This window comes from Limnohabitans curvus (assembly GCF_003063475.1).
GTDB lineage: Bacteria > Pseudomonadota > Gammaproteobacteria > Burkholderiales > Burkholderiaceae_C > Limnohabitans > Limnohabitans curvus.
The window spans coordinates 895,276-911,868 of the sequence record NZ_NESP01000001.1; the positions used below are offsets into that span (position 1 = coordinate 895,276).

Below are 16,593 nucleotides of genomic sequence, written 5' to 3' on the forward strand. Positions count from 1 at the left end.
ATCAACCTTTCAACAGTTGTTTGGCGCGTTCGCGCGCTTCATCGCTCAACGCGGCAGGTGCGGCCAAGGCGCGGCGCTGGCGCAAATAGACACCGAGGAAGATGGCGGCGATGACCAGCAACAAAAACGGGCCAAACCACAACACCCACGTCAAAGGCTTGACCTCGGGGCGGTACAACACAAAGTCGCCATAACGTGCCACCAAGAAGTCTTTGATTTCTTGGTCAGACTTACCCGCACGAATCAGCTCGCGCACTTCTTGACGCAAGTCATCCGCCAACTCGGCATGCGAGGAGGCCAAAGATTCGTTTTGACACACCAAACAACGCAGCTCTTGCGAGATGTCCACCAAGCGGGCTTCGAGCTTGGGATCGTCCGCCATGGGTACCGCCTCGCGGCCTGTGCTGACAGACGCAAACAACACAAGGCTCATCGCCATCGCGACACGAACAACAATGCGCTTCATGACTTGTTCAACTCCGCAATCAGGGGCAAGACTTTGTCAGCCAGCAACGCGGGGGTGACAGCGCCCACAAACTTGTAGCGAATCACACCGGCCTTGTCGATGACGTAGGTCTCGGGCACGCCGTACACGCCGTAATTAATGCCCACGCGGCCATCCAGGTCCATGACCGAAGTCACATACGGATTGCCATGGCGTTTGAGCCAGACTTGGCTGCGCTCGCGTGCGAGCTTGAGCTTTTCGTCAAACGGCGATTTGTAGGCGGGGTCTTGCGGCTGAATTTCTTTGTAGCTCAGACCCACGATGGGCACTTGGTTTTTTTCAGAAAACGCCACGAGCACGGGATGCTCTTCGCGGCACGCCACACACCAGGTGGCCCACACATTGAGCATCCACACTTGGCCTTGCATGTCCACGGGTGAGAACTTGGCATCGCCTGGCTCGAGGGTGAACAAGGTGAAATGTGGCGCTGGCTTGCCAATCAACGGCGACGGGATTTCACGCGGGTCGCGCTTCAAGCCCACGGCCAAAAACACCACCAAGCCGATGAACAACACCAGCGGAATCAAAACTTTTTTCATTTGCGGTATCTCCGGTCCAGTGCAGCCAACACGCCACCCAACACCATCAGCAACACACCACCCCACAACCACGGCACAAAGGGCTTGTAGTACACCCGCATGCTCCACTCGGTGCGGGCGTCATCCAGCGGCTCGCCCAGTGAGACATACAAATCGCGCATGAAGCCCGAGTCAATGCCCGCTTCGGTCATCGCCATGGCCGATGAGAAATAGCGTCGCTTTTCAGGCTGCAAGATTTCAATGACCTTGTCATCGCGCAGCACTTGCACGTCGGCACGCACGGCTTTGTAGTTGGGGCCACGCACTTCGTCGAGCGAATTCAAACGGAAGGTGTAAGGCGCGATGGTCACCACGTCACCAATTTGCATGCGCACATCGCGTTCCACCTCGTAGCACTTCACGCCGGTGATACCAATCACCAACACCGCCATGCCCAAGTGCGCAATGTGTTGGCCCCAGAAAGATGCACCAATACGCCCCGGCTTACCCACACGTTCCAACACTTGCTGCGCTGTACCCAAAGCCACCCAGCAGCCAAGGAACAAACCAAACGCTGCGCCTAGCGACCAACCACCCAACACAAACGGCAAGAGCACGGCCAGCGCAACCGCGCCAGCAAAGGTCCAACGCAACTTGTGGGCAATCTCCCGCACATGGGCATCACGCCAACGTGCCACCGAACCCGGAACCATCAAAAACACAGTCGGCACGAGCAGCGGCGCAAACACTGCATTGAAGTAAGGCGGCCCCACCGACAGCTTGCCCATGTTGAGCGCGTCAATGATGAGTGGGTAAATCGTGCCCAGCAACACAGCCGCTGTAGCCACCACCAACAACACGCTGTTGGCCAACAAGAACGATTCACGCGACACCAGCTCCATGCGGCCACCCAAGGCCACGCGTGGCGCACGCCAAGCAAACAGCGTGAGCGACGCGCCCACCACCACCGCCAAGAACACCAAAATAAACACACCGCGCTTGGGGTCAGATGCAAAGGCATGCACCGAGGTGAGCACACCCGAACGAACCAAGAAGGTACCCAGCAACGACAACGAGAAAGCGGCGATGGCCAGCAACACGGTCCACGCTTTGAAGCTGCCGCGTTTCTCCGTCACCATCAACGAGTGAATGAGTGCCGTGCCGACCAACCAAGGCATGAGTGAGGCGTTTTCAACCGGGTCCCAAAACCACCAGCCGCCCCAGCCGAGTTCGTAATACGCCCACCAAGAACCGAGGCCAATGCCAAAGGTGAGGAAGGTCCAAGCCACCACCGTCCATGGGCGCGACCAACGCGCCCACGCCGCGTCTAAGCGACCACTCATCAAAGCAGACACCGCAAACGCAAATGCCACCGCCATGCCCACATAGCCCATGTAGAGCATGGGCGGGTGAATGACCAAGCCTGGGTCTTGCAGCAAGGGATTCAAATCTTTGCCATCCATGGCCGCTGGCAACAAACGCTCAAACGGGTTGGAGGTGGTCAAGATGAACAGCAAGAAGCCCACCGAAATCAACCCCAACACGCCAATCACGCGCGCCACCATGTCGAGCGGCAAGCTACGCGAGAAGACCGCCACAGCCACGGTCCACAGCGACAGCAACAACACCCACAGCAAGAGTGAGCCTTCATGGCCCCCCCACACTGCGGCGAATTGGTAGGGCTTGGGCAACAACGAATTCGAATGCTGCGACACATACAACACCGAAAAATCGTTGTTCAAAAACGAAGCAGCCAACGCGCCAAACGCAAACGCCACCAACACGAATTGCAAAGCAGCCGTTGGACGAGCCAACGATTGCAACGTGATTTGCGTTTGTGGGTTGCGCACCAAGGTGCCTGCAATGGGCAACACGCCTTGCATCACCGCCACCACAGCAGCGAGCATGAGCGCGAAATTACCGAGTTCTGGAATCATGGATTGCCTTTGATGGGGGCTGGCGTTTGCACAGACTTGGCGGCTTTGGCTGCAGCCGCTTCGTCCATCGCGTGTTGGGCTTCAGGAGGCATGTAGTTTTCGTCATGCTTGGCCAACACTTCACTGGCCACAAATATGCCGTCTTCACCCAGTTTGCCCTGCGACACCACGCCTTTGCCCTCTTTGAACAAATCGGGCAACAGGCCCACATAGGTCACGGGCATTTCGTGGACGGTATCGGTGATCACAAAGCGGACGGTGTTGCCATCGCGCACCAAGCTGCCTTCTTTCACCATACCGCCTGCGCGGAAGGTGCGACCCTTGGGTGCTTCGCCCTTGCTCACTTGCGTGGGTGTGAAGAAAAACACCAAATTGCTTTGGAAGGCGTTCAGCACAAAAGCCGCTGCCGCGCACAACACCACGATGCCAGCGGCAATGAGTGCAAATCGTTTGGTTCTTGGTTTCATCACATCAACTCTTCAACAGGTAATTGAGCCACGGCCTGCTCGGCTTTCAATTGATTCAGCACCACGCGGTGTGCCCAACGCGCTTGCAGCACTTCCAGCGCCAACAGCAAAGCGGTCACGCCCACGCTGCCCCACACATACACGGCATAGCCGCCCATGGCCCAAAACTGGCTCCAGCTTTCCCATCTCATGGCTTCACCTCATCGAGTTCGTGTACCCAACTGGCATGGCTCTCACGCTGCAAGATGAGGGTACGTACGCGGTACAGCACCAGGGCCACGGTGTAAAACCAAAATGCCAAGGCCATCAGCAACATGCTCCACAACATGATTTCAGCCATGCTGGGGGCTTTGGTAAGTGACACCGAGGCACCTTGGTGCAAGGTGTTCCACCACTTCACCGAAAAATAAATGATGGGCACGTTGATCGCGCCCACGATGGCAATGAGTGCACCAGCGCGGTCGCTGCGGCGCGTGTCGTCAATGGCCGATGTCAAGGCGATGTAGCCGAGGTACAAGAAAAACAAAATCAGCTCAGACGTGAGGCGTGCATCCCACACCCACCAAGCGCCCCACATGGGCTTGCCCCAGAGTGCACCGGTCCACAGGGACAGAAACGCAAACATGGCACCCGTCGGTGCCAAAGCGCGGGTCATCATGCCCGACAGGCGTGTGTTGAAGGTCAGGCCCAACACGCTCCAAAACGCCATGGCCAAGTAAATGACCATCGACATCCAACTCGCAGGCACATGCACGAAGATGATGCGGTAGCCCTCACCTTGCTGAAAGTCAGTCGGGGCCACGGCAAAGCCCAGCCATAGGCCTGCCACCATCAGCAAGGTGGCCAGCACCGCAAACCAAGGCCACGCCTTGCCCGCCAACCCATAAAAGGTGTGCGGCGCAGCGTAATGGAACCAATTGATATTTTTCATTCCAACGCGATCCGTAAAGCCGCTGCACATGCAAACGGGCTGAAAAAGGCTGCAGGTAAAAGCATGGCCATCAAAATTGAAAAATGCGCCTGTGCCCCCAAACCACTGGCTTGCGCCTCAACTGCGCCAGCACCAAACACCAGCACAGGGATGAACAAAGGCAAGACCAACAGCGACAACAACACCCCACCGCCACGCACACCCAAGGTCAACGCGGCACCAATGCCGCCCACCAACGACAAAATGGGGGTGCCCAACAACAGGGCCAACGTGAGGGTGATCAAGGCATCTGCCGAGAGGTCAAATTGCAGCCCCAAAACTGGCGCCAATAATACCAACGGCACCCCTGAGACCAGCCAGTGCGCCAAGAGTTTGGCACTGATCAGTAAGGGCATTGGCGTGGGCGACAAGGCCATTTGCTCTAACGTGCCGTCGCGGTAATCAGCCTCAAACAAACGCTGCAGGGCCAACATGCTCGACAACAGCGCGCCCACCCACAGCACGCCGGGTGCGACCAGGCGCAAGGTGTTCAACTCAGGGCCAATACCCAGCGGGAACAAGGCGGCCACCACCACAAAGAAAAACACCGCGGTCAGCACCTCGCTCTTGCGGCGCATGGCCAAAAGCAAATCGCGCCGCAACACAGCCATGAACGCGCCGCCACTCATGCCACGCCTCTCAGTCGGTAAGTTTGCACATCGACCGACGTGCCGTTGGCACGGGTCAGTGCCACAGGCTGATGGCTGGTGAACAGCACCATGCCGCCGTGGGCCACATGCTCAGCCAACAAGCCGCGCAGACCATCAACCGCTTTCACATCCAAAGCCACAAAGGGCTCATCCAACACCCACAGCGGGGCTTGACTGGCCAGCAAACGCGCCAGCGCTGTGCGGCGCTTTTGGCCTTGCGACATCACGCGCAGCGGCAAATGCTCGCGCCCGCGCAAACCCATGCGGGCCAAAGCCACCATGGCTTGTGGTTCGCTCAAGGTGCGGCCAGACACGGCGGCATCCGACATGAGGTTTTCTAAAGCCGACAGCTCTTCTTTGAGCGACAAGCCGTGGCCCAAATAAAACAACGACGAACGAAACGCAGCAGCGTTGTGTTGAATGGTTTTGTCTTTCCAACACACCTCACCCGCATCGGCTGGCGACAAGCCGCAGATGATGCGCAGCAAGCTGGTTTTCCCCACGCCGTTGTCGCCTTCGAGGTGCAAGGCTTGGCCCGCTTGCAGTGCAAAGCTGACGTCGACAAACAGTGGCTTGTTGCCACGGCTGCATGAGAGTTGGGAGACGCGCAGCATGGTTTAAATGAACGTCCCTGCGCAGGTCAGCACTTGGCCGCCCGTACTCATTTTGAAACGCGCAATGCCTGCACTGCGTGTGGTGTTGACACCGCCGAGGTCGAGTTTGCGCACACCGCGCTCGCGCAACTCTTCGATGCCTTTCCACAAAATCAAATTGTGGGCATGCAAGTCACGGCCCGCATCGCTGGTCCAGCCCACTTGGTAGGTGGCGGCTTCACCGTGAATCAAAAACATCATGCCCGCCACGCGGTCGCGGCCCACGTCGGCGCGCATCGTCAAAATGGTTTTGGTGGGTTGTTGGCGCGAGGACACATACAAGTCGAAGAAGTGCAAAGGCAAGCCGTGCAAACCGCGTTGCTCGCGTTGCTGCATTTCGGCGTCCAACAGCCAACGGTATTGGCCGGCATTGGTGCCCACGCGGTGGATGGTGAGCTCGGAGTTTTCGGCGCCGCCCAAACGGTGGCGCCAGCGTTTGTCCAGCTGCGCACGCAGCTCGTCCATCGACAGCGTGAGGTCCAGCATCACGGTGCTGTGCCCTGTCATCACACGACGCCAGCGCGAGAGGCCTAGCTCTGGGCCTTGCGCTTCCAGCGGCGTGAAGGCGACCACGCGCAAATTTTTCAAAGGAATGGTTTGCTTCAACGCTTTGTAAACACGGGCCTTCTCAGCACCCGACAGCGGTTGCAACCACACCGGCCCCAGCGAGCACAGCGCCATGTTGGCCAAACCGCTGGCCAAACGGCGCACGATGAATTGAGCCAAAGCCACGGGTGCGCCGTCTTGCTCGACATAGGCGCGCAAGACGCCCACACCCAAGGTCTTCATGCAGGCGCCATAGGCCCAGTCTTGCTGCAAAGGTGCAGCGGCAGCGGCGTGGTGTGCGTCCCATACGGGATGGGTCAAGGTGTCCCAGTTGACTTTCATGCGCCTAGAATCCTCACACCATGTTGAACAAACTTCGCCTTCGCCGACAAGCCGAGACCGTGATGGGTCATCGCTTGGAAGAACCCCGCCTGACGCTGGTGTTTGTGCTGTGGGTGTTTGTGTATGTGGGTTTGCCCCTGCTGGTCGTCAGCAGCTTGATTGACTTGCTCATTCAGCAAATCACGGGCAACTGCACCGGTTTTTGGTGCTGGTTTTAAAAGCTGAGCCATCGTTGTTTGCACGGCCTTAACGGGGCACGCTGCAAGGCCCTGTGATGTTGATACGCACTTTTTTACCCATGTAGGTGGTGTCGGTGTAAGCGGTCACCACGATGGTGGCTTGCTCGATGCGAATCTCTGACTCGGCCCCTGTCACCCTGTGCTTGCGAAACGCGCCCATTTCTTTGGGCGTCGTTAAGTTCTTCCCCGTGAACTCTTCGGTAGCCAAGCTGTTGGCCATCACCAAATAAGGCTCAGGGCCATTCATCTTGAGGAAGATGTTTTTGCCCATGGATTGAATTTCAATCACCACTTTTTGCGGCTTGATCTTCACGTCTTCCATCGCTGGGATGCTGGCTTCCACCTCGCAAGGCATTTTGAAAGTCTGAGCAAAAGCTGGACTGGCAAACAAGGCTGCGGCAAACAGCGTGGCAGGTACCAAACGGGCGGGATTCATCGTCATAGTTCCCATTCTAAGAAGGCTGAGACGGCGCATCCGTCTTGCGATGCGCCACGCGTTGCGCACGGTAAATGCCAGCATGACCCGAGCAGACATAGCTCATCACACAGGCCAGCGCGGCAAACACGCCGATCTCTGCCCCAAACAACTCCATCGCCATCAAGGTCGACGCTATCGGCGTATTGGCAGCCCCTGCAAACACGGCCACAAAACCCACCGCAGCCAACAGTGCAAACGGCACATCCAGCAACGGCGCCAAGGCATTGCCCAGTGTGGCGCCAATGTAGAACAAAGGCGTCACTTCCCCGCCCTTGAAGCCTGAACCCAGCGACGCAATGGTGAACACCATCTTGCCTAAAAAGTCGGTGGGTGGGAGGGGATGACCGAAAGCCTCCACCATCACCGGAATACCCAAACCGATGTAGCGGTCAAAGCTGCCCCACATCACCACAGCGGCAATCACTACGCCCCCCAAGAAAGGGCGCAACGGTGCATAGGCAATGTGCTTTTTCATCACACCACTCAGCGCATGTGTGCCATCAGCAAACACCTTGCCAGCCAAACCAAACACGGCACCTGCCACCAACATGGCTGCCAGCAGCCATGGCGTGACCTGAGGCACCAAACCCACTTCGTATGGCGTGTGTTGCACGCCCCACAGCAAGCCCACTTGGTCAGCCACCACCGCAGCAATCACACAGGGCAGCAAAGCATCAAGGCGCAGGCGACCAATCGCCAACACTTCTAGCGCAAACACAGCACCGGCCAAGGGCGTACCAAAGACGGAGGCAAAACCGGCACTGATACCGGCCATCAACACCATGCGACGGTCAGTGTGGGTGAGCTTGAAAAAGTGGGTGAGCTGGTCGGCCAGTGCGCCGCCCATTTGCACCGCCGTGCCTTCACGGCCCACCGATGCGCCAAACAAATGAGAAATCACCGTACCGCCCAACACAAACGGAGCCATGCGCAAAGGCACTACTTTTTTGGGGTCGTGAATTTCGTCAATCAACAAGTTGTTGCCAGCCTCGACGTGCTGACCAAACTTGAGGTACAGCCAGCCCACACAGAAGCCCGCCACGGGCAAACCCCAAATCAGCCAACGGTTGGCTTCACGGGTCTGGGTCGCCCAATCGAGCGAGAAAAGAAACAGGGCTGAGGCAGAGCCTGCCAATCCAGCAACCAAGACGGCCAGCACCACCGCCTTGGCGACGTAAGAAAAGAGCGCGATCAATACTTGGCGACTAAACAGGTGCATGGCCGTATTTTCGCCCATTCACCTGTACGCCAAATGGATCACATAAAAGCCTTCAAGCCTGTGTAAATCGACATCGCGGTTGTGCCTGCTGCAACCAAACTCCCGCCAATTTCCTCCAGCTTTTTGATGGTTTCTTGCAGGTCTTTGGGCGATGACTTACCTTTGCTCAAGCTGCTCACAAGCGTTGCCAGAAAAGAGGGCTCCTGCGAAATGCGCACACGCTGTAAACGGTGATAGGACATCCCCCCCACCAACATGCCCGTTAAGAAACTGAAGGTGATGCTGGCTGCATATTCAATGAATTCACGCCACTCGACCATGCTTTGGGGCATCACAGGGGTTTGGTCTACCCACCCAGTGATGGCGCTCATGCCAATGACCGACATAGCGGCCAAGCCGCCCGTTGCAACAAACCACGCCAAGATCGAACGTGAACGGCTCTTGAACAAATAAAAGCCAAACGGCAAAGGCAGCACCATGGAGGCGATGCGAAGGTAAAGCATGTTGATGTCATACACCACCGTGATCAACGCATGCGCCAATAACAACAGCGCCAAAGGAATGAAGATGAATTGAGCCAAGTCAGCAGCCCATCGCCAGGGCGTTGCTTGCTCTTTCTCATGACGCGCCCGCTCGGCGACTAGCTGCTCTTGCAGCGATTCAATCCTCGCTTGCAACGCAGTGGGCTCTTGATGCTCAGCCACTTTTGCTTCCAGCGCTTTGACTTTTTCAAGCAAGGGCCGGAACAAGTACAAATCACGTGTGCACACCTTGCACACGTTGGCCTTCTCATCCACAGGGCTGAGGCAGTACACGCACTCCATCACTTACCGATCACCAAATTCATCACAGTATTAGATTCACGGCCATCCACGTCTTTGACGGTGATCTTCACCGCGTGTTCACCGGGTGGAACTTCCGCTTTGCCGAAATCAATGCCGCTTTCTGTGATCGCAGCTTTGAGACGCGGAGTCAAATCAATCGCTGTCGCTTTGAGGTAAGTCACCTTCACGGCAGATGCGTCAATCTTGTTGCCACCACGACTTTCAAACACGACTTTCAAATCAAAGGGGCCTTTGATCTCCGGTGCCGTCATGTCAGGCGAAATCACCTTGATGCCAGGCCCGCGGGCAATGCCTCGGGTTTTGAGCTCACCACTCGCTGCGGGCATTTGCGCCTCTTTGGCTGTGATGAGTGGCGCAGCCATGACAGAGGCAGAGGCCAAAACGGAGGTCAGCCACACCCAATAAATGATTTGAATTTTCTTAAACATATCGACTCTCTTTTTAAATTTAACTCAATCCCCGACAACCACAAACGGCGCCCAAAACAAGGGGTGTGCATACGAGTATTTCACTTTACCCTTGCCATCCACGGATCCAACGCCATCAATCATATTCACCATAGATGCCTGCAAATACTCAGCCTTGTTCTGACCTTGCTTGAGCTGTTGGCGCTTGAACATATCCGTCATCAGCAGCCGTGCGGCCTCGGAATCTACAGGCCAATTCGAGACCAACAAAGCTCGGGCACCCGCGTAGAAAAATGCACGGCCTAGGCCGGAAACAGCCTCTGCACCTGCGCCCTCGCCAGCTGCCGTATTGCATGCTGACAAGACCACCCAATCCGCATTGAGCTTCAAGGTCAAAATCTTTTCCATGGTCAACAAACCATCCCCCCGACCTTCACCCGTCACATCCGGCGCACTCAAAGCCAATGCTGGCTGGGACAAACCATCTAACTCACCAGGCACCAAACCGTGTGTCGCAAACATCACCACTTGGCGTTTGGATAAATCCATCTCCATCACACGCGCCACGCTGGCCTCCTTGTTCAAGAAAATATCTTGACTTGGATCTGCAGACAATGCTTTGCCAATTTCTTGCAACTCTTCTTTGGTATCCGGTAAACGCGGCAATAAAGCCAGCTCGGCGCTGCTCACACCCGATGTTTTTGGTGCGTTTCGAAGTTTCAATGGAATACCACGTGTTGCCATTGCATTGGTTGAACGAGCCGCTGTATTTGCTGCGATCTTGGCTTGCTCGACACTGAAAAAAGGATCACCAAATCCAACGAAAGCTCGGCGATCAGCTGGCGGTGCGGGCAAATTTCGCAATGCCGCCAAAGCGGTCACCGAAGGCAATTGCGAAACAGCAATGTCTTTGATCAGCCAAGCTGTTTTGCGGTACTCAGTGAAATCTCCACCCTTGGCTTTGGCAGGCTGTGAATCAGGCTTCGTGGTTAACAGCGCCAGTGGCAGCTGGCCAAGCTCGGCATGCGGCACAGTGAGCATGACTTTCTTACCCTGCAAAGATGCCTGAACTGGCTCCAAAATTGTTTTGTATAAATTGTGCGACAAGGCCACATCGAACGCCGGAATATCGTCGATCGTGGCCACACCAGCATCCAGTGATTTACGCAGCTTTCCCACAATTTCGGCCATTTTCGGACGACCCAAATTGAAGGCATGGAACTGCGGTGCGCCGGTCTTGGTGATCGCCCAGACGAATCCTTCTTTTTCTCCAAAGTACCAAGACACTAAAACTTCATCTGATCGAAGCAAGTGGCGCGTGCGCTCAATGGTGGCGGGTTTGGGATTGACCAAATCAGCGTAATCAGGGAACTTGTACTCAATCTCTTTTCTGAACTTTTCCCGCTCAGATTTGAAATTGGCGATGTCCACTTTGAGCTTGGCTTGAATTGATGGCAACTGCTGATCAGGCGGCGCAGACATCAACCCTGTCAACACATCCTCAAGTGAGAGGATGCGCCGCTGGGTATCTTGCTCTTTACGCGCCAAAGCCGCTAACTGGGGATCCTTGATATTGGCACGCGCAGCGCTGGCATTGAGTGCGCGCTGCACGCCGCTGCCTCGTGCCAAATCGGCCAAGCCAAACGCCTCTGCGGCAACTTGACTCGCCAAATGCGGATGGGTTTTGGTTTGCTTGGCCAACAACGAAATGTTGTCTTCCAAAAGCATCACCATCCGCTCTTGCTGTTTGCCGCCTCCTGTTTGGTTTTCTGAGTCGTTGCGTACCCGTTCTATCAAGTTGGGCATGGTCTTCACGTAAATTTTTCGAGCATCATCATCTTTGCCCGCCGCATGAATGGCCATGCCATTGAACGCTTCTAAATAATTGAGCCGCCCTTCTGACACATTCGATTGCTTCGCCACTGAAGCCAACATGGCATGCGTCATGCGCTCGGCATCAGCGACTTTGCCGAGTTTGAGCATGGCGATCACCCAATCCAAATCATTGGATGGAATTTGTGGGCCCTCTGCAGTGTTCGCAGCAATGCCCTTCTTCATTTCACCAAAAACAAGGTCAGCTTCTGCGTATTTACGGTCAGAGACCAACGCAGAACCGAGCGCCTTACGCCCATTGATCAAGGGCAAAGAGTCATCGGAGGCCCCGCCTGCCTGAAATGTTTTGATGGCTTCTTTTGCGACCAACACAGACTCAGGAGATCGCCCCTGCTCAGCGATGATGCGCGCTAAGCGATTCAGTGCAAAGCCGACTTCTACTGAGTTTTTGTCATGCGTTTTGAGCGTTGTCTCAAGTGCATCGCGCACCTGAATTTCAGCCTCCACTAAACGGCCTTGCATCATGATGGCACTGGCCAATTCCAATTGACGCGTCACCTTAAACTGCATGGCACCTTTGAGGTTTCTCTTGGTCTTGACAGGATCTGGGTTTTTCGGGTTTGCATCTTCAGCGTAAATGTCCTCTAACCCTCGCTCCATTTTTCGAATGCACAAGCGATACGCACGCTCAGCTTCAACCCAACGGCCTTGGTAAGAAAAGTTAATCGCCCGTGCAGCGTCTAAATTAGCTTCCCAAAAAACACCGATGGTGCTGTAGCTGGGAGAGCGCCGCAAAATCACCAAGGTCGACTCTGCGTCTCTCAACGCGGCCTCTGATGCTTCAAAATTTCCAGCTTGCGCATAAGCACCCACCAAATGCCGGTTTGCACTCATGTAAAAACCGGCCAAGTTGTTCGGAATATTGTTCCTCGCCTCTTCGTAGGCCTTGATGGCATTTTTCAAATTGCCACCCCGCTGCTCATAAACCCCTAACTCGAGCAACGATTCCAGTTGCACGCGTTTGTCGCTGCTCTTGTATTTTTCTGTGATCAGCCTTGCGTCTTGAATTGCCAAATTCATTTTTCCAAGGCGCTGATACGCAATGGCACGTTGGCGATAAAAGCTGTGCAAATGCTCGACATCAGTAGCGTCGGGGATTGGCTTAATTGCAAACTCTTTGGCTTGGGCCATTTCGGCAGGATCAGCCTTCGCGCTATCCACGGCACGCAACACGTCAGTCACGGTGCGAGGGGGCACCTTCAGAGATGTCAAATCTGTTTCGATAGACGAGGGGTCTTGCCCCCACGCAGGCCAACATCCTCCCAAGGTCATGCAAACAAACAATGTCCAAACCCTGCATTGACGCATTGCAAACATAAAGCCCCCTATGGCAAATCAATCACGCCCTCAAATTTATAAGTAATCCTAGTTTTAAAAATAAGGAGTTTTCTTAAAAGAGCCAACTTAATTTCATCTATTGGATTCTTATGAATTACTTTTCAGGCATCCAGAAAAAATAAAAGCCTCGATACAAATGCATCGAGGCTTTATTCGTTTGGCGGAGAAGGAGGGATTCGAACCCTCGGTAGGGTCGCCCCTACGCTTGATTTCGAGTCAAGTACATTCGACCACTCTGCCACTTCTCCTGATTCGGTGTCGTTTGTCGAAGCCGCAATTCTATCAGGGGCGACGTGCGCCAGCGCCGCCCAAAGGCTGCACCACCACACCCGCGCCCGCAGATGCACCGCCTGTGCTGCCCACGGGGCTGACAGTCATGGATGCGAGCGAACCAGAAAACAAACCACTGTCTTCAATCTCAATCGTGGCGGCACGGTCAGCGCGTGTGAACACGAGCAGGCTTTTCTTACCGCGTACAGAAGCGATCATGGTCCAACCTTGACGAGGCAGCTGCTCAGCAAAGAAGTTGTAGCTCGCGTTGGCGTCATTGGGCAGCTCAAACACTGCACGGCCTAACCAGCCCTCACCCACACCAAAGATCAAAGACTCTGGTGTGCGCAGCTTGGTGCCCACGGGCATTGGCATGCGCCCAAATTGGTCCATGCTGGGGCGCTGGCCATTGTCCGCATTGGTTTGCGAATCATTGGTGCTCGCGCAAGCGGTCAGCAACGCTGTGACCAGCAAAAGAAATAATTTTTTCACAGCGTTCATTCCTAAAGTTTTGCGAACTGTATCAGCCGCGTAGCTCTGTCACGCCACCCATGTAAGGGCGCAGCGCTTCAGGCACGCGGATGCTGCCATCGGCTTGTTGGTAGTTTTCCAACACGGCCACCAAGGTGCGGCCCACGGCGAGGCCTGAACCGTTCAAGGTGTGCACAAGTTCGTTCTTGCCTTGGGCGTTTTTGAAACGCGCTTGCAAGCGACGGGCTTGGAAGGCTTCGCAGTTCGACACCGAGCTGATTTCGCGGTAGGTGTTTTGCGCGGGCAGCCAGACTTCGAGGTCGTGTGTTTTGGTGGCGCCAAAGCCCATGTCACCCGTGCAGAGCAACATCACGCGGTAAGGCAAGCCCAGCTTTTGTAACACGGCTTCGGCATGACCTGTCATTTCTTCCAAGGTCTCGTAGCTCTTGTCGGGGTGCACGATTTGCACCATCTCGACTTTGTCGAACTGATGCTGGCGAATCAAACCACGTGTGTCGCGGCCAGCGCTGCCAGCTTCAGAACGGAAGCAAGGTGTGTGTGCGGTCAGCTTGATGGGCAACTCGTTTTCAGCCAAAACCACATCGCGCACGAAGTTGGTCAACGGCACTTCGCTGGTAGGAATCAGGTACAGCGCAGCGCTTTCGCTGGCAGCTTCGCCCTCTTGGCCGCCCTTCTTGGCAGCAAACAAGTCTTCTTCAAACTTGGGTAACTGACCTGTGCCCTTGAGGCTGTCGGCGTTCACGATGTAGGGCGTGTAGCACTCGGTGTAGCCGTGCTCTTGGGTTTGCACATCCAGCATGAGCTGCGCAAGCGCACGGTGCATGCGGGCAATTTGGCCCTTCATCACCGTGAAGCGTGAGCCAGAGAGCTTGACGCCCATTTCAAAGTCGAGGCCCAAAGGCTCGCCCAAGTCCACATGGTCTTTGGGTTCGAAGCCCAAAGTTGCGGGTTCGGTGCCTGTGGGGCTCCAGCTGCGCAGCACCACGTTGCCGTGTTCGTCTTCGCCTGCGGGCACGCTGTCGTGGGGCAAGTTAGGCACGGCCAACAACAAGGTTTGCAGCTCGGCTTGCAAGGCGTCTAAGCGCACGGCCGAGGTGTCGAGTTCGGTTTTGATGTCGGCCACTTGCGCCATCACGCCGTCAGCGCTTTCGCCTTTGGCTTTGAGCATGCCGATTTGTTTAGACAGCGCATTGCGGCTGGCTTGCAACTCTTCGGTACGTGTTTGCAGTGTTTTGCGCTCAGCCTCTAAAGCTTGGTAAGCATCCACATTCAAGAACGCTTGTGGGTTCTTGCGCTTTTCGAGTTTGGCAATGACGCTGGGCAGGTCGCGGCGCAGTTGGTTGATGTCGAGCATTGAGTTTCAGTCCTTTTACTTCAGCCCTTTGGGCAGAGGGAATTTGATGGTTTCTTCCACACCATCGAGGGTTCGTACAGACACGGCGCCTAAGGCACGCATGCGGGCAATGACTTGTTGCACCAAGATGTCGGGCGCTGAGGCTCCGGCGGTCAGGCCCACACGGGTCACGCCTTCAAACCATTCTTCTTTGAGTTCGTCTGCGTTGTCGACCATGTAGCTCTGTGCGCCCGAGCGCTGCGCCACATCGCGCAAGCGGTTGCTGTTGGAGCTGGTGGGGCTGCCCACCACGATGACCAACTCGACCTCGTTGCTCAACACCTTCACCGCGTCTTGGCGGTTTTGGGTGGCGTAGCAAATGTCTTGCATCTTGGGCTTGCGAATGTTTGGAAAGCGCGCTACCACGGCTTCGGTGATGAGGGCCGCATCGTCCACGCTGAGCGTGGTTTGCGTGACCACGGCCAAGCGCTCGGTTTGCTTCGGGCTGACGTGCGCCACATCGGCCACGTCTTCCACCAAGTAAATGCCATCGAGCAACTGGCCCATCGTGCCTTCCACTTCGGGGTGGCCTTTGTGGCCAATCATGATGAACTCGAAGCCTTCTTTGTGCAGCTTGGCCACTTCCACATGCACCTTGGTCACCAGGGGGCAAGTGGCATCAAACACGGTGAAGCCGCGTCGTGCAGCCTCTTCTTCCACAGCCTTAGGCACACCGTGGGCGCTGAACACCAGCGTGGCACCTGCAGGCACATCGGCCAAGTCTTCAATGAAGATAGCGCCCCGGTTTTTGAGGTCAGCCACCACAAAGGTGTTGTGCACGATCTCGTGGCGCACATACACAGGCGCACCAAACTTTTCAAGGGCACGGTCCACGATGTCGATGGCGCGGTCCACGCCTGCACAAAACCCACGGGGTGCGGCGAGTACGATTTCTTGCAAGCTGTTGTTGCTCATGGCGATTTACAAAATACCAATGACGTGAACTTCAAACGTCACGGGCTGATTGGCCAAAGGATGGTTGAAGTCAAACAGCACTTGGTCGTCGGTCACTTGTTGTACCGCGCCCGCAAACGAGCCTTGGCCGGTGGGCGCAGGAAACTGCACCACATCGCCCACGTTGTATTGCTCATCGGGGTCGCCAAATTCTTTGAGCAAACTCTTGCTCACCCATTGCTGCATGTCGGGGTTGCGCTCACCAAAGGCCAAGCCAGCGGCTAGCTCAAACGTGGTGCGCGTGCCTTCTTCGAGCCCCATCAAACGCTGCTCCAACGCGGGCGACAACTCACCCGAACCCAGCGAGAGCGTGGCGGGTTTGTCATTGAACGTGTTGATGACATCGCCTTGCGGTCCCGAAAGCCGATAGTGCAGCGTTAAAAAAGAAGCGGGGCCGATGGTAGGGTGAGCGTTGGATGCAGTCATGGGACTCTCTGTGTTGAACCACCTATTGTAGAAAGCTCTCAATATGGACCG

The 16,593-nt window shown here is 55.8% G+C and carries 19 protein-coding genes and 1 tRNA gene; 1 reads left to right on the forward strand and 19 read right to left on the reverse strand.

Going from position 1 to position 16,593, the window contains the following annotated elements; genetic code table 11:
- Position 1: 1 nt before the first annotated feature.
- Genes B9Z44_RS04480 through B9Z44_RS04520 form a run of 9 tightly spaced genes read right to left on the reverse strand, consistent with a single transcriptional unit; the run spans position 2 to position 6,588 of the window.
- Complete coding sequence (locus B9Z44_RS04480; RefSeq protein ID WP_108358167.1) at positions 2-466, reverse strand: cytochrome c-type biogenesis protein; 465 nt, start codon at positions 464-466, stop codon at positions 2-4.
- Positions 463-1,044 carry a DsbE family thiol:disulfide interchange protein gene (locus B9Z44_RS04485; protein WP_108358168.1) on the reverse strand — a complete coding sequence of 194 codons (582 nt, stop codon included), beginning with the start codon at positions 1,042-1,044 and terminating at the stop codon, positions 463-465. Before B9Z44_RS04485 ends, B9Z44_RS04480 begins: the two co-directional genes overlap by 4 nt.
- Positions 1,041-2,960 (reverse strand): heme lyase CcmF/NrfE family subunit, encoded by a 1,920-nt coding sequence (locus B9Z44_RS04490; protein WP_108401812.1) that lies wholly within the window; start codon positions 2,958-2,960, stop codon positions 1,041-1,043. Before B9Z44_RS04490 ends, B9Z44_RS04485 begins: the two co-directional genes overlap by 4 nt.
- Positions 2,957-3,427 carry a cytochrome c maturation protein CcmE gene (gene ccmE / locus B9Z44_RS04495; protein WP_108358170.1) on the reverse strand — a complete coding sequence of 157 codons (471 nt, stop codon included), beginning with the start codon at positions 3,425-3,427 and terminating at the stop codon, positions 2,957-2,959. Before ccmE ends, B9Z44_RS04490 begins: the two co-directional genes overlap by 4 nt.
- The gene (ccmD, locus tag B9Z44_RS04500; protein ID WP_108358171.1) at positions 3,427-3,618 is read right to left on the reverse strand and encodes a heme exporter protein CcmD; all 192 of its coding nucleotides are present in this window, start codon (positions 3,616-3,618) and stop codon (positions 3,427-3,429) included. Before ccmD ends, ccmE begins: the two co-directional genes overlap by 1 nt.
- On the reverse strand, positions 3,615-4,358 hold the full coding sequence (gene ccmC / locus B9Z44_RS04505) for a heme ABC transporter permease CcmC (RefSeq protein ID WP_108358172.1): 744 nt from the start codon (positions 4,356-4,358) through the stop codon (positions 3,615-3,617). Before ccmC ends, ccmD begins: the two co-directional genes overlap by 4 nt.
- On the reverse strand, positions 4,355-5,026 hold the full coding sequence (gene ccmB, locus B9Z44_RS04510; protein ID WP_199220170.1) for a heme exporter protein CcmB: 672 nt from the start codon (positions 5,024-5,026) through the stop codon (positions 4,355-4,357). The genes ccmC and ccmB overlap by 4 nt, the downstream gene beginning before the upstream one ends.
- The gene (gene ccmA, locus B9Z44_RS04515) at positions 5,023-5,661 is read right to left on the reverse strand and encodes a cytochrome c biogenesis heme-transporting ATPase CcmA (protein ID WP_108401813.1); all 639 of its coding nucleotides are present in this window, start codon (positions 5,659-5,661) and stop codon (positions 5,023-5,025) included. Before ccmA ends, ccmB begins: the two co-directional genes overlap by 4 nt.
- Positions 5,662-5,664: 3 nt before the next feature.
- Positions 5,665-6,588, reverse strand: a complete 924-nt coding sequence (locus tag B9Z44_RS04520) for a GNAT family N-acetyltransferase (RefSeq protein ID WP_108358174.1) — start codon at positions 6,586-6,588, stop codon at positions 5,665-5,667.
- A gap of 20 nt (positions 6,589-6,608) precedes the next feature.
- Here B9Z44_RS04520 and B9Z44_RS04525 point away from each other — a divergent pair, with 20 nt between their 5' ends.
- On the forward strand, positions 6,609-6,806 hold the full coding sequence (locus tag B9Z44_RS04525; RefSeq protein WP_108358175.1) for a hypothetical protein: 198 nt from the start codon (positions 6,609-6,611) through the stop codon (positions 6,804-6,806).
- Positions 6,807-6,834: 28 nt separating this feature from the next.
- On the opposite strand, the gene B9Z44_RS04530 is transcribed toward B9Z44_RS04525, so the two are convergent.
- The 10 genes from B9Z44_RS04530 to B9Z44_RS04575 all read right to left on the reverse strand — a co-directional run bounded on the left by B9Z44_RS04530 (position 6,835) and on the right by B9Z44_RS04575 (position 16,542).
- On the reverse strand, positions 6,835-7,269 hold the full coding sequence (locus B9Z44_RS04530; protein WP_146179007.1) for a hypothetical protein: 435 nt from the start codon (positions 7,267-7,269) through the stop codon (positions 6,835-6,837).
- Between the two features lie 10 nt (positions 7,270-7,279).
- Entirely contained in the window at positions 7,280-8,524 is a 1,245-nt protein-coding gene (locus B9Z44_RS04535; RefSeq protein ID WP_108402803.1) for a voltage-gated chloride channel family protein, read from the reverse strand.
- A gap of 38 nt (positions 8,525-8,562) precedes the next feature.
- Complete coding sequence (locus tag B9Z44_RS04540) at positions 8,563-9,348, reverse strand: hypothetical protein (protein WP_108358177.1); 786 nt, start codon at positions 9,346-9,348, stop codon at positions 8,563-8,565.
- Positions 9,348-9,797: a hypothetical protein gene (locus B9Z44_RS04545; RefSeq protein WP_108358178.1), complete on the reverse strand. Its 450-nt coding sequence runs from the start codon at positions 9,795-9,797 to the stop codon at positions 9,348-9,350. The genes B9Z44_RS04540 and B9Z44_RS04545 overlap by 1 nt, the downstream gene beginning before the upstream one ends.
- Before the next feature lie 24 nt (positions 9,798-9,821).
- Complete coding sequence (locus B9Z44_RS04550) at positions 9,822-12,881, reverse strand: CHAT domain-containing protein (RefSeq protein ID WP_170108471.1); 3,060 nt, start codon at positions 12,879-12,881, stop codon at positions 9,822-9,824.
- A gap of 284 nt (positions 12,882-13,165) precedes the next feature.
- Positions 13,166-13,255, reverse strand: a tRNA-Ser gene (locus tag B9Z44_RS04555).
- A gap of 34 nt (positions 13,256-13,289) precedes the next feature.
- Complete coding sequence (locus B9Z44_RS04560) at positions 13,290-13,769, reverse strand: hypothetical protein (protein ID WP_146179011.1); 480 nt, start codon at positions 13,767-13,769, stop codon at positions 13,290-13,292.
- Between the two features lie 31 nt (positions 13,770-13,800).
- Complete coding sequence (gene serS, locus B9Z44_RS04565; RefSeq protein WP_108358233.1) at positions 13,801-15,123, reverse strand: serine--tRNA ligase; 1,323 nt, start codon at positions 15,121-15,123, stop codon at positions 13,801-13,803.
- 15 nt (positions 15,124-15,138) lie between these two features.
- Positions 15,139-16,077 (reverse strand): 4-hydroxy-3-methylbut-2-enyl diphosphate reductase, encoded by a 939-nt coding sequence (gene ispH / locus B9Z44_RS04570; RefSeq protein WP_108401816.1) that lies wholly within the window; start codon positions 16,075-16,077, stop codon positions 15,139-15,141.
- A gap of 6 nt (positions 16,078-16,083) precedes the next feature.
- Positions 16,084-16,542 (reverse strand): FKBP-type peptidyl-prolyl cis-trans isomerase, encoded by a 459-nt coding sequence (locus tag B9Z44_RS04575; RefSeq protein ID WP_108358235.1) that lies wholly within the window; start codon positions 16,540-16,542, stop codon positions 16,084-16,086.
- Positions 16,543-16,593: the final 51 nt, after the last annotated feature.

Coding starts and splice junctions, on each gene's coding strand:
- ccmD (WP_108358171.1), bottom strand. CDS start 3,618: ATGAGATGGGAAAGCTGGAGCCAGTTTTGGGCCATGGGCGGCTATGCC.
- ccmA (WP_108401813.1), bottom strand. CDS start 5,661: ATGCTGCGCGTCTCCCAACTCTCATGCAGCCGTGGCAACAAGCCACTG.
- B9Z44_RS04525 (WP_108358175.1), top strand. CDS start 6,609: ATGTTGAACAAACTTCGCCTTCGCCGACAAGCCGAGACCGTGATGGGT.
- ccmC (WP_108358172.1), bottom strand. CDS start 4,358: ATGAAAAATATCAATTGGTTCCATTACGCTGCGCCGCACACCTTTTAT.
- B9Z44_RS04480 (WP_108358167.1), bottom strand. CDS start 466: ATGAAGCGCATTGTTGTTCGTGTCGCGATGGCGATGAGCCTTGTGTTG.
- B9Z44_RS04490 (WP_108401812.1), bottom strand. CDS start 2,960: ATGATTCCAGAACTCGGTAATTTCGCGCTCATGCTCGCTGCTGTGGTG.
- B9Z44_RS04530 (WP_146179007.1), bottom strand. CDS start 7,269: ATGACGATGAATCCCGCCCGTTTGGTACCTGCCACGCTGTTTGCCGCA.
- B9Z44_RS04485 (WP_108358168.1), bottom strand. CDS start 1,044: ATGAAAAAAGTTTTGATTCCGCTGGTGTTGTTCATCGGCTTGGTGGTG.
- B9Z44_RS04540 (WP_108358177.1), bottom strand. CDS start 9,348: ATGGAGTGCGTGTACTGCCTCAGCCCTGTGGATGAGAAGGCCAACGTG.
- ispH (WP_108401816.1), bottom strand. CDS start 16,077: ATGAGCAACAACAGCTTGCAAGAAATCGTACTCGCCGCACCCCGTGGG.
- B9Z44_RS04520 (WP_108358174.1), bottom strand. CDS start 6,588: ATGAAAGTCAACTGGGACACCTTGACCCATCCCGTATGGGACGCACAC.
- ccmB (WP_199220170.1), bottom strand. CDS start 5,026: ATGAGTGGCGGCGCGTTCATGGCTGTGTTGCGGCGCGATTTGCTTTTG.
- ccmE (WP_108358170.1), bottom strand. CDS start 3,427: ATGAAACCAAGAACCAAACGATTTGCACTCATTGCCGCTGGCATCGTG.
- B9Z44_RS04535 (WP_108402803.1), bottom strand. CDS start 8,524: ATGCACCTGTTTAGTCGCCAAGTATTGATCGCGCTCTTTTCTTACGTC.
- B9Z44_RS04545 (WP_108358178.1), bottom strand. CDS start 9,797: ATGTTTAAGAAAATTCAAATCATTTATTGGGTGTGGCTGACCTCCGTT.
- B9Z44_RS04575 (WP_108358235.1), bottom strand. CDS start 16,542: ATGACTGCATCCAACGCTCACCCTACCATCGGCCCCGCTTCTTTTTTA.
- serS (WP_108358233.1), bottom strand. CDS start 15,123: ATGCTCGACATCAACCAACTGCGCCGCGACCTGCCCAGCGTCATTGCC.